Annotated in this window: 14 protein-coding genes; all 14 read right to left on the bottom strand. The window is 38.2% G+C overall.

The features are described from left to right. Positions 1-3 precede the first annotated feature (3 nt). Positions 4-1287 carry a flippase gene (locus GN277_RS11515; RefSeq protein ID WP_159751165.1) on the bottom strand — a complete coding sequence of 428 codons (1284 nt, stop codon included), beginning with the start codon at positions 1285-1287 and terminating at the stop codon, positions 4-6. After that, on the bottom strand, positions 1284-2468 hold the full coding sequence (locus GN277_RS11510) for an N-acylneuraminate cytidylyltransferase (protein WP_159751164.1): 1185 nt from the start codon (positions 2466-2468) through the stop codon (positions 1284-1286). Before GN277_RS11510 ends, GN277_RS11515 begins: the two co-directional genes overlap by 4 nt. A gap of 28 nt (positions 2469-2496) precedes the next feature. Beyond that, the gene (locus tag GN277_RS11505) at positions 2497-3255 is read right to left on the bottom strand and encodes a CBS domain-containing protein (protein WP_159751163.1); all 759 of its coding nucleotides are present in this window, start codon (positions 3253-3255) and stop codon (positions 2497-2499) included. A 2-nt stretch (positions 3256-3257) separates the two neighbouring features. Further along, complete coding sequence (locus GN277_RS11500; protein ID WP_159751162.1) at positions 3258-4127, bottom strand: N-acetylneuraminate synthase family protein; 870 nt, start codon at positions 4125-4127, stop codon at positions 3258-3260. A gap of 17 nt (positions 4128-4144) precedes the next feature. After that, positions 4145-4867 (bottom strand): O-antigen polysaccharide polymerase Wzy, encoded by a 723-nt coding sequence (gene wzy, locus GN277_RS11495; protein WP_159751161.1) that lies wholly within the window; start codon positions 4865-4867, stop codon positions 4145-4147. Next, complete coding sequence (locus tag GN277_RS11490; RefSeq protein ID WP_159751160.1) at positions 4858-5526, bottom strand: hypothetical protein; 669 nt, start codon at positions 5524-5526, stop codon at positions 4858-4860. Before GN277_RS11490 ends, wzy begins: the two co-directional genes overlap by 10 nt. 23 nt (positions 5527-5549) lie before the next feature. Next, positions 5550-5813, bottom strand: coding sequence for a hypothetical protein (locus GN277_RS11485; protein WP_159751159.1), 264 nt, complete (start codon positions 5811-5813; stop codon positions 5550-5552). A gap of 91 nt (positions 5814-5904) precedes the next feature. Next, a complete protein-coding gene (locus GN277_RS11480) occupies positions 5905-6681 on the bottom strand; it encodes a hypothetical protein (protein ID WP_159751158.1) in 777 nt (258 codons plus the stop codon). Positions 6682-6698: 17 nt separating this feature from the next. Beyond that, positions 6699-7874 (bottom strand): CDP-glycerol glycerophosphotransferase family protein, encoded by a 1176-nt coding sequence (locus tag GN277_RS11475; RefSeq protein WP_159751157.1) that lies wholly within the window; start codon positions 7872-7874, stop codon positions 6699-6701. Between the two features lie 29 nt (positions 7875-7903). Then, positions 7904-9133 (bottom strand): glycosyltransferase family 4 protein, encoded by a 1230-nt coding sequence (locus GN277_RS11470; protein ID WP_159751156.1) that lies wholly within the window; start codon positions 9131-9133, stop codon positions 7904-7906. A 17-nt stretch (positions 9134-9150) separates the two neighbouring features. After that, a complete protein-coding gene (locus GN277_RS11465) occupies positions 9151-10221 on the bottom strand; it encodes an ATP-grasp domain-containing protein (protein ID WP_159751155.1) in 1071 nt (356 codons plus the stop codon). Continuing rightward, positions 10218-11438, bottom strand: coding sequence for a type III PLP-dependent enzyme domain-containing protein (locus GN277_RS11460; protein ID WP_159751154.1), 1221 nt, complete (start codon positions 11436-11438; stop codon positions 10218-10220). The genes GN277_RS11465 and GN277_RS11460 overlap by 4 nt, the downstream gene beginning before the upstream one ends. A gap of 4 nt (positions 11439-11442) precedes the next feature. Beyond that, complete coding sequence (locus tag GN277_RS11455) at positions 11443-12063, bottom strand: sugar transferase (protein ID WP_159751153.1); 621 nt, start codon at positions 12061-12063, stop codon at positions 11443-11445. An 8-nt stretch (positions 12064-12071) separates the two neighbouring features. Beyond that, the gene (locus tag GN277_RS11450) at positions 12072-12734 is read right to left on the bottom strand and encodes a PIG-L deacetylase family protein (RefSeq protein ID WP_159751152.1); all 663 of its coding nucleotides are present in this window, start codon (positions 12732-12734) and stop codon (positions 12072-12074) included. Positions 12735-12738 lie beyond the last annotated feature (4 nt).

Here is a 12738-nt window from a genome sequence, read left to right as displayed (position 1 = left end):
TTCCTATCTCCTTATAAAAATATATCTTGGGTTTATTGCTTTTATCTGCCACAAAAATACTTCTCTTCCGTCCTTTCCAAACAACAGATTACAAAGCAATAATGAAACGCCTTGGGTAATGACTGTAGCCATTGCCGCCCCATACATACCCATGATTTTGATTCCGAAATAATTCAGAATGATATTCAAAATCACACTGATTATTTGAGAAAACATCAGAATATTTCCTCGGTTAATCAGTGTAAAGTGTCCTGCTCTAAGTACGGCATTATACATAAAAAAAGAACCTAGAACATAGATTTTATATACTCCAAAAGCAGCCCCATATTCTGGCTTTAAGTATTTGAAAGCAACAGGCAGTACAAAAAAAGAAACCATAACGCCGGCTATGTAAAGCCAGGTAAGCATTGAGGATATACGGATATAAAGCTTCTCATATTCCTCTTTGTTGATTTTAAATAATGTGATTAGTTTGGGATACACAGAATTCTGTACAGGCATTATAGCGATCTGCACAATCCCTATTAATTTTACAGCGATTGCATATACTCCTACGTCTGCTACTGAAAGCATACTTCCAAGCATAACGGTATCGCAGCGTTGATAAATTGTCGCACAGGACGCAGCGACAGCCAAAGGAAAACTTTCCGCTATGATTTCCTTTAATAACCCCTTGTCTACCCTGCCAATAATCCCAGAATGAAATGCGCTTCTATACTGAACAAATATGATGAAAAACTGAATGATGGCAGTAATTGTGGCGATAAAAGCTATGGCAATAACTGGCAAATGTACAGCGACAGCCCCCAGTTGAAAAAGGCAGCCAACCGCAGCCGATATATCTGATGCGATCACAACCTTTTTGGATTGAAGAAGATACTCAAAACGATTCTCCATTCCAAATTTACAATTTAATATCACTGCATTCATCAGTAACACCAGGAATATTTCTTTATACTCTCTGCCTTGCCTGGCGAAAATAAGATATATTCCTCCTGCCATACAGGAAATACCAGAGAATAGTAGCCTGGAAAAAGTTGCTGAGATTACCACTTCTTCCGGCAAATATTGACTATATCTTTTTTTTACTACTCTCCCGTCTGTAAGCGTTACAAGAATTTCAAAGATAGCCACAACATTCAATGCATATTGATACAGCCCATAGTCTGCTGAACCATAATAATTAGCTACCCGCACTGTAACAAGAAGATTGAGAATCAGATAAAAGACCTTATCAAAAGTCATCCATCCAATATTCTTAGCTATTTTCCTTAAATCACCATTCATTCGGCGTTCTTCCTCTGCCCACTGATTATCTCAACTACTTCTCTAATTACTCCCTTCCCGCCCTTTGCCTCTGTGATATAATCCGCCGCCTCTTTGACCTCCCGCACAGCATCCTTTGGGCAGCAGCCGTATCCTACAGCCTCTATGACTGTAAGATCGTTTACATCGTCTCCAATATAACAGACATTCTGAAGGGATATTCCGTACTGTGAGCAAATTTTTGTAACCGTCTCTAGTTTGTTCTTACAGCCCATTTCAAGAATGTCAAGCTTCAGCTTCTTCCCACGCCGTCTGTTTAAATCCACGTTTTCACTCGTGATAATACCCGTAATAATCCCCATCTTGCGAAGCAGCGCAAAGCCCATACCGTCTCTGGTATTGAATTTCTTTAGTTCATCACCCTTCTCTGAATAATACATTCCTCCGTCGGTCAGACATCCATCACAATCCGTCAAAAACATTTTTATTTCAGGTACTTCAACAAACGCAGCGATACCATTCTTTTTCATCAGAGCCTCAATTATAATCCAGTCACTGGGTTCATCAATCTCAAAAAATGTATCTTCACTCATCTCCACTGCTTTTATGTTTCCGGAAACGCGATTCTTTGATTTCAACAATGCTTTTTTTGAGCTGATATAAAACGCACCGTTTTCTACAAGATATCCGTCAAACTCCTGCCTGCGGGGGCGGCAAAATACATCATAATTCGTCGGATATGTATATCCTTTTTCATCATTTGCCCAGTGGAAGCGCTTCTGCCGGACGACAGAGAGGACGCTGTCTGTCCCCTCAGAATTGAAAATCTGAAACCCGCGATTCAGATCATCACTCCTAAGCAAAGGGGATGTAGCCTGAACAAGCACAATATGATCAAACTCGTAATTCTTAGCAAATTCCAGCATTGCAAACTCTGTGGATGCCGTATCAGAAGCAGATTTTGCAGAACGGCCGATTACTTCTACCTTGTCAAAAAGGCTCCCTTCCATCCCTGCCTGAAAGGACTCTACCGTCCTTTTAATCTGCTCACTGTCAGTTGCAACATAAACCTTATCAATATACTCACATCCGCATGCCGCTTTTATTACCCAATAGACCAATGGCCTGCCGCAAAGATATTTAATATTTTTTAGCGGAATCGACTTACTTCCGCCTCTGACCGGAATAAATGCTACGTTCATAATTCCTCCTATATTTCAAGCCCCAATCTCATATTCTTCCATAAATATCCTCATAGCGGATAATGTCGTCTTCTCCAAGATAATCTCCAATTTGAACTTCGGTAATAATCAGCGACTCCTGTTCGTCTGTATTGAGTACCCTGTGCTTGGCTCCTTTTGGAATAAAAACAGAACTTCCACAGCTTACATGCAAAACAGATTTTTCTAAATGAATTATGCCTGTCCCATGAACCACAATCCAATGTTCTTCTCTATGCTCATGGGATTGAAGACTTAATTGACTTTTGGGTTTTACACAGATTACCTTTGCCTGATAGTAATCATTCAACACAGTTGTCTTATAAAAACCCCACGGTCTTTGAAAAATCTCATAATCAATAACTCCTGTATCTAAGGAGAAAAAATCATATCCCAAATCCGCATGAATATCTTGTAATAACAATGTATGCATCTGATTTTTAGTAATAATATTTACTAAGCAGTTGTTATCATCCACCACAGGTAAGAATTTAATAGCTTGATTCTTGAACAGTCTCGATACAGTCTCGAATCCATCTGATAGAAAAACAGTCTTTGCCTCCTTTGTATATACATCAGAAACGTAGGCTTCTTTATTGCACCCTCGAATAAATGCACGCCTTAAATCCCCGTCCGTCAACACTCCAAGAACTGTTTTCTCCAAATCAACCACAATGACAAATCCTTGCCTGTTTGCGTCAATCTTTTTAAGCGCCTCTATAACACGGTCAGATTCATACACCGTGTAATCTCTAAATCTCTCATCCACAATCAGTTCTCCCTGTATTTCAACTTATCACGCTGTATCTGCTCAATCGGAAGAATTTCTTCTTTCTTATAAGTTAGTGATTCATAAACTGCCTCCAGATTCCTGACAAGCTTTCTGATTCCATCCGGCTCAAGGGACGCGGCGTGATCCGTCCCCTTCCATGTACGGTCAAGCGTATAATGGCGTTCAATATATTCAGCTCCCAACGTATAGGCTGCCACATCCACTGCAATCCCAAGATGATGACCGGAAAAACCAATTGCCTTGACACGCCCTTCGTATCGTTCTCTCATACCAATAATCTCAAGTAAACAGACATCCTTAGAAGGCACCGGATATCCGGAAATACAATTATAGAGAACCAAATCCTTTGCACGGCCATTCTTTTCAAATAGCTGAACAATCTTTTCTTCTTCATCTTTTGTCGTCATTCCAAAGGACAACTGAATCTCTCCTTCATAGTTATCACATAACCACTGAAGCATCTCATAATGGGTATTGCATGCAGACGGAATCTTAATAAACTTAGGATGAAGACAAGATATTTCCTTGGCGCTGGTCAGATCCCATACTGAAGTTGAATAGATAATGCCTGCATCTTCACACCACTTTTTTAACTGTGCGTGCTGCTTCACATCGAATTCCAAAAACTCACGGTGCTCACCGTAGGTTGCGCCATAGGAGTTCGCAGGATTAGGGTGGGGCGCATTGTATTGTTCTAAAGTCAGCAGCTCCTTTGGGCAGCGTTTTTGAAACTTGATGGAATCAGCTTTACAGAAATGTGCCGCCGTTTCAATGAGATCCTTTGCAATCTCCATTCGCCCCATATGGTTACAGCCTGCTTCGGCAATAATAAATGGTTTTTTGTACATATTTTTATTCTCCCTTTTTAAACTATCTCTATATATTTTCTACGCTTATGATTCGTAAATATAATGTCATAAAACTTATATACCAAAATAAAATAAAATATATATCTTGGTATCCGAAACGGATAAGAGCGAACAGTATAGATCAATTCAATAATCAAAAAAATCAAAAATGAATTCTGGGCATATCTCCCTGTCCGTATATTTTGAAATATACGCTTATCAAGCATACCGACTATGATTCCCTGGAAAAAACAGGCAATTAAACCGCCTGTATAACCAAAATCAAAATAATATTCAATCGGGAATGCAGACCCCAAAGGTTCAAAATCAAACGCAAAATATGTGTAATATTTATTTATCAGATCATCTCCGAAAATGTATGTCCATCCAGGTATAATAGAAAGTATAGAGGATATGGTTACCATTCCATTTGCTGTTTCACGGAAATCTCTAAACCCTTTTGAAATTACATTGATAGTTCCTCCAAACTCTTTCATCGTTTCTGTTGCCAAAAAATAGACTCCATTAAATTCCCATGAATATGTTCCGAAGTATCTGCCATTTCTGATAACTATGAGTACATTTAAAAGTACAAATCCTCCGAAGGAGATAAGCAGGAATTTTTTTATATTTAACTTTTCGACAACATGATAATATAAAACCGTGATAACAATAATTCCCAAAACCGAATACGCTCTGGCACCCCCAAACATTTTTATCAGTTCATATATTATAAACAAATAATATATTTTCTTAGCTTTTTCTTATCCTCTTTATATATGACAAGGGCAAGATAAACTGCTACCGGAAAAAACTGTGTAAATGTTTGAAAAATATTAATAAAATTACCTGCTCCATGAGCTTCCTCATATCCAGATGTAAGATTGATGGTAATTCGTATAGCCGTCTGAATTAAATCCAAAATAAGAGAAATAATTAGCAATGGGTATACATATTGTTTTGTTGGGATTACTTTTTCAAATTGATTGACAACATGATTGACAACATTCACCTGTGTGCCAAATAACACTCCGACAAACACGATTGAAACTGCTATTGTCGAATATTTAATAGCCTGAACATATGCATTATATCCGTAATTAAAATAAGCTACATAGGTTATTTTGTTTCCAAAGTCAAAATTTAGAAACAGTAATATATTTTGCGATAACCAAAACAAATAACAACACCAAATAAATATCATTGAGAAATTAATTTCTTTGCTAATTGACAAATAGAGTATTGTCTGTATAGTAAACAATAAAATAATAATACAAGATAGTTTTGTCTTTACATCAGTAAAATTAGTTATACCATTGATAATATACACATTTATTATTATTGTAAAAATACAATATGTAAAAATCAAAACCACATTATTTTTTCTAATTTCAATCATATAATCCTCTCAATCATTATCTTTTAATCCCGTATATCATTCAGAAAATTGCGCAATTCAGATAAATTTTGAGGCTTCATAAACCGAGATGAATCGGAAAACAAATCACTACATCCCTGATTAAAAGCCTTCACTCTGCCGTCTCTTATTCCTTCTTTGTTATATAGTAAATCTTCATCTCCAAATAATTCATTGAGCAGAATAACAAATGGTTCTTTACCAAGCATAATTTTAGTAGTAAATATAGCCGTACTTGCAACCGTTATAATTACTTTATTTTCAATCATCGAATTAATCTCCACAATTTCAAACGGAATATCTTGAGTCTTATAAACATTATATTTTTCATCTACCGTATCATTATCTCTTGGATGTTTTTTAATTATGAGATTTTCTCCCCACTAATTGACATATTAAACCATATATTTTTTCTAATTTTCTTCTTCCTTTTTCTGTAAATCTTATATTCTTGATTACATCAAGGATAATAAATTTCTCTTTTATTGCTTTATCTTTTTGAAAATCAAAAACAAAATTAATTTGCCTAGCAAAACTAACTTCATTAAATAAATTTTTAATTTTATCTACTCTATATCCTTTTCCGTTAATATTAATAAAAAGTTCAGGTGAATACAGCAATCTTTTAAAATCATATGAAGAAAAGTTATACCCAAAGAACAGTCGTCGGACAAGAGCATCCGCTTTTGACAATTTACCTATAATATATGGGTCATCATAACTTCCCTCACCATCGTCAAACAGAATAATTTCTGTCTTTTTAGAATATCTATAAAAATATAACTGAATTAGTTTAGAGTACGGCGTAACACTAGAAAAATAAAATTTATCATACGAAGCGTCAACAGATATCATCTTACTTACTATTTTTTTAATATTCAGATAACACAAAAAGGAGTTTATATTATATCGCAAAGCGCTCTGTTTCTTATATAAACAAGACAAGCTGTCACCGTCAATAACAGAAACTTTATGAAACAGTTTCACCTCAATGATTCTGTCTCTATATACACTTCCATTGGGACATAAAGGGAGAATATATAAATCCGCCTTTTCCCTTCTCCCATAGCAGATCTGCATAGCTGTAATAAGCTGAAATGTGGTGCTGCACAGAAAACAGCTTTTTGATTCACTCATATTAACATCACCTATCGTTACGGCTGAAAGCATCTGTCATAGATTTTCCTGCATACTAATTCAGTTGCCCTTCCAGTCTCACATCCTCCAAGTAATTCATAGTGTTTCTTACAAGCATCCATATAACTCTTTTCTTCAAAATTTAAAATATTCTCAGCCAATTCCTCATTAGACCTTGCTTTTGAAAATGGCCACTCATTAAGGGGCGTATATAACTTTGTTGTCTCTACATAATGATCCATATCTAATGCGAAGGTAAAACAGGGCTTTCCCGTCAACATAAAATCCCACATGGAAGAAGAAAAGTCATTAATCATTACATCAGCAGCCAACAGCAATTCCTGCATATCCTCATAATCTGACAAATCTATGACATTTCCCTTTGGAAGCTGGTCCCGATTGACCACGCAAGGGTGAAGCCTGAAGCCAAATTTCCAATTCCCGCCAAAGCGGTCATGCAACGCCTCGCGCACCTTTTCACAGTCTATTCCATAGGAAACTGCAATGGACTCTTTAAAATAATTATCATCCGGTTTTCTGTATGTGGGGGCATATAACACCAGCTTGTCTCCCTCCCTTATTCCCAGTTTCTCTCTCACATGATTCCGTAAGGAGGCATTCCCATTGAGCAGCATATCATTGCGAGGCATTCCAATCTCCCAAAACTTTTCTTTTGGCAGCAAAATAGATTGGACATTAACCTTCGTAAACCTGTGGCAAGTTGATAAAAAATAATCCGTCTGTTTGGATGCAAGCATCAAATCTTTTCTGAATATCCAGGTATCCTCAAACATATCTCTTCCATTCGTTTTATACGCGCCGCCGCCATGATGAGTATTAATAAATAATTGTTGTTTTCTTTTCGGGATATAGGAGTGGCCTCCGCTATTGGTCACAAAAACCTTTGTGGTCATCATGTAATAAAAATACTGTAATGAATCAAACCGAATCGTTTTTATTCCCTTTTTACCCAAATCAGTAAACTTCACCGGAGCATCTACCGCAAGAACAATTTCAAATTTACCTGGATAATGAGCAAGCAAATATTCAATAATATATTTCGGACTGTCTGAATAATTCAATGCCTGGTTATTTAACAACAGGATTCTGTTGTGCTTAATCGGAATCAGTTTAAACGGACATAATATAATTCTCATGCAATACTTTCCTATGAGTCTTAAAATTGCATCCATATCCTTACCTCCCCCATAGATGTTGTATATTAATTATTTTCTTGAAAATGCCTGACTATTAACTCATAAGATGTCTGTACCGTGTAATGATTTACAAAATAGGAATGAGCTTCTCGGCCCATGGAACTTCGCAGCGATTTTTCGCATAGCTTACGGACGCACTTCACAAAATCATCTGTTTGATTACTCTCGCACCATAATCCATATCCATTCTCCACCCCAATCTTTCCCACATCTGTGTAAGTATCTGTGGCGCAGATTACCGGAAGCGCAGCTTGCATATAAGAAAGCAGTCTTGAGGGATAATTGGGCGCCAGACACTCATGATTTAAGAAAATCAATCCTACGTCGCAGGCATATACCAGTTGTTCATAATCATCCTTTGGCATTGCAGGAAGAAAAATGAGATTCTTAAAATCAGAAGAATTTTCAGCCTTCTTAACCTTTGCCTTTGCCGTACCGCCTCCTACAAACACAAAACAGGCCTCCTCCACCGTTTCAGATGCTTTCACCGCCTTTAAGGCAAAGTCTATTCCCTGGGCAATCCCAAGATTACCGCCGTAAATGAAAATAACCTTATCACATGGTAATCCGTTTTGTATCCTCATTGCTTCCCTTTTTTCATCTGTAAGAGCCCAACCAAAGGGTTTGACACTATTGGGATTAATCTCTATTTTTTTCTTAGAAAGCCATGGCTCGTTATCAAGAAGAAATCGGATATTTGCAGGAGACATACACCCAATATAATCTGAAGCCCTATATAGTCTTCTTGCCATTAATTTTAAAATATAGAATGCAATTCCCTTCCATCCGTGTGTGGTAAGAACATTCCCAAAAACACAATCATAGGGCCATATATCTTTGAGAAGAAGATAACTGTACGCCCCCTGCCTTTTTTTCACCAACTCAACAGCACCATAAACCGTAACCGGAGGAGAGCCATAGAGAACCAGGTCATACTTCCGTTTTTTCATTGCTTTTACGGCTGCTTTCTGAAACAAATAATTGAATCTGACAAGAGAAATACCCTTTTGAATATAATTTTCTACTTTCGTCACATTAGGAACCAGGACTTTGATTACCTCGCCCCCATCTACTTCAAAATAAACAGATGAGTTTCGTCTTTGTTCCCTCTGCTCGCAGGCAGATAAAACGGTTACATAGCATCCTTTTTCTATAAACTGATTAACCAAATCTATATAAATAGACCTGTCGGAAAATGATGTAACATGGTCGATTGTCAAAAAAAGAACGTTCATTTTCAGTTCTCCCAAAATCAGATGTTAATTAGCTCCCCTTTGGAATTGGTATAGATTTCTCCGTATCGTCTTTTCAGTCTCGTCCCATAATCAATCTGACACTCTGGTAATGTCTCCCCTAACAACTGCTTTACTCTCAGGTATGGCAGATTCACCCCTGCTGCCGCGATTACAGAAACTGTTGCCGTAATTCTCGGATTAATATCCATAAGTACCGGATTGCCATTTGCATCCTTCATGAAGTCAAAACCAATGTTACCGTCAAGTTCTAAGGCTTTGACGATTTTTCGGCACATTTCATAAGCAGAATCTATCTTGGACACAACGCTTTCCTGGGCTATACTCATCATACTGACTACATTTTCCCTACCTGCCATATATAAAATATTTCCATGGTCGGCAAGAAGGTCAACCGTATATTCATTTCCGGACATATACTCAACAAGCATCATTTCATCGAGAGCCTCCGTACTGCTTAGGATGCTTAGCATATCATCATAAGAGGTAAAAAAACTATTGGGCTTTTCATGTGCAAAGATTTGATATCGGTTCCTTGCGGCATCTATAATCCTTACGCCCCTGCTCCCGCTTTCTTCTGTAATCTTCAAACATACGGGGCGGTTTGGATAGCCTAATTTTCGGCATCCTTTCACAAAATCCTTTGCACTATATACCGGATAAAAATCAGGAACCCCTATGCCTCTTGTTTTGAAAAAACGATAAGCGGACAATTTATTATTTGTAATTTCCACAGCCTTTTGATCTGCAATGGAAACAATCGTCCCTATCGCTTCAAATTCGCCAAGCCTCAAAGCAACTGCGCTCACCTCAGCCGAAATGTTGGGAAAATAGATATCAATTCCTTCTTTTTTACATATATCAAGCACAATGTCACAGTAACATTTCTCTGATGCCGCAGGCACTTGATAAAACGTATCTACCAAATATCTGGCGCTTGGCTCGTCACTCATATCCATACCCACAATCCTGATATTCCGTTCACCATTCCTGCGGAAACACTCTAGTTGTCCGGGCATGGAAGGAGAGCCGGAAGCAGATAATAATATTGTCAAATCTTTTCGCATCATATCTCCCACCTAAAAGTCTTAAAAATATCCTCAAACGTCTCTGCCCGTTTGATTAACTCTTGTTTTCCTTCCTTTATGGCAATCATCGGACAATCAGGCTGAATGAAAGGAGGCTTGTCAACCAGGGAATATCCTCCAACATTTCCAAATTCAATGTAGTCGCCTACGGATAGCTCTCCACAAAAATCTCTGTAGAGAACATCCTGCTCTAAGCATGTGTAACCAACCAATCTGGCATTTGTAAGGGACGTCAGACCCCCTCCCTGGTGGAACACCCTAATTGGTAAATTCTTCATCTGGCATGTTTCGCCAAGATTATGAAAACTACAATTCAGTAAGACAAACTCTCTGCCCCGCACTGTCTTGATTCCTTCCACCTTTGCCAGAAAATCTACGTATTTTGATATTAACGTTGTTCCCGGCTCGGTAAAAAGTGTTGGCTTAATCTCCTTATCCTTGTAGAACTCAGCAAACTGCCCAACCACTCCATTTCCATACTCTGTATAATCAGGAATATCACAAGGAAACTGAACCTGCAATTCACAATCCATTTTGCCAAACATACCGCTGCCAAGACTAATGTATTCTAATTCATATAAATGGTATCGTTCCACCAATCCTAACATTGTCTTTGCCCGAAGCCTCCAAGGCTCTATTCCTCTTGCTCTGCTCATATGACAATGAAGTCCATTTACCGTGACATGATGTGTCTGAAACAGGAGCAGCAATTCTCCCAGAAGATTAAGATCAATACCAAATCTCGATGTATAACCTGCATCAAGGTCAAAATTGACTCGTATTCCTGTTTTTATATTTTTGTCAGGATTCTCATCTGCAAACCTACAGATTCTCTCTGCTTCTTCCACACGGTCAACATTGTTTATGCCATTCTCAAGCAGATGCGCTTCAAGATATTTTCCTTTGCAGGGACCGTTATAAACAATCTTCTTTGCAGAATATCCTAATTTTTTTGCAAGTTCATATTCCATATCAGAAACAACCTCAGCATACCCGCCTAGCTGCTTAACCATACGGCAAATAGTTGGCGTATAGTTTGTCTTATAAGAGTAACAAATCTGATATTGAGGATAAATCTTTTGAAATGTGTTTTCTAATTCCTTGTAGTTTTCCACGAACTCATCACTGTGGAAGATGTATACCGGAACTCCAAACTTTGATTCTATTTCTTCGATTTGCTGTGCTGATAATCCAATCATTTTTTCACTTCCTTACCCAATCGCTGCGTTCTACATCCAGGGGATTACGAACTTGCGAGCCATAGTCATTTTCTACCCTTTTGAAGATGATTTTCACAGTATTCCAGATAATTTTTATGTCCAGCAAGAAGCTGATGTTTTTTGTATAATCTACCTCATAAGAAAACTGCTCCTCCCATGTAGGCGCCACATCTCCATATACCACCTCCGGCACCGTAAGTCCGCCTCTAACAGAATGTCTAAGCCTTTCTTCTTCCGTATAGTAGGGAAGATAAGATACTAACAGTGGCCGCGGACCTACAATCGCAATGTCACCCTTAAGGATATTTATCAATTCAGGCAGCTCGTCAAGGCTTGTTGATCTGAGAAAATCGCCTAACCTTGTCTGTCTGTAAATGTCAGGCAGCAGTTCTCCATTTTTATCTCTTTTGTCATTCATAGTCCGAAACTTATACATCGTGAAAATCTTTTCATTAAGCCCTATACGTTCTTGTTTGAATATTACTGGCGCCCCAAGATTGATTTTCACCAAAACGGCAATTACGAGAAGCAGCGGGGAAAAAACGATGACAGCAATAAAAGACAGAATAAAATCTATGATCCGTTTTATGTATTTTGCGTACATGCCATCTCCTATTTAATCTCTCTCACAATTCCAAATGCTTCTGCGGCTTCCAAAGTGACTGTACTTCCTCTGAATCTGGCCAATGCCTCAATGGCGCCAATAGACCTGGCATTAGGGAACGAAGCCAGTTGAGACTGGAAGATATTCATTGCTTCTATCTTCTTATTGATGGTATCACTGATATCCTCATATACTGTGGGAATGAACTCATTCATTACATTCGGAATATCCCATCCTGTCTCTGACAACGTCTCATATGCATAGATACGCTTTACCTTATGACTATATTTAGGTCTGAGTGCGACCATGGCCGCGTCAACCACAATCTTATGGTCAATCTGCATATCCCCGCGGTGAGGCACATATACTTCCTCCGGCTTTATCCTCTGTATAACACCAAGGATTCCATCATTCAATTCATATCTTGGAACTTCTTCAAGCATCACCGCTGGAAAATCCAGGAATATTGTCTCTTTCACACCAAGATATTCATCTGCCTTCCTACATTCCGAACGACCCTTTTCTACATATTTCTCATGAAATAATGGCTCGCAGCCCTTAGTAACAATGCATACGTATACATCATGCCCCTGGGCTGCTCTCTTAGCGATTGTCCCTCCGGTCCCCAGAATTTCATCATCCGGATGAGGTGCTATCACAAGAACATTCATAGGT

The organism is Sporofaciens musculi, assembly GCF_009830285.1.
Taxonomy (GTDB): domain Bacteria; phylum Bacillota; class Clostridia; order Lachnospirales; family Lachnospiraceae; genus Sporofaciens; species Sporofaciens musculi.
The sequence above is the reverse complement of the archived record's forward strand: the minus strand, read 5'-3'. Positions and strand labels throughout refer to the sequence as shown.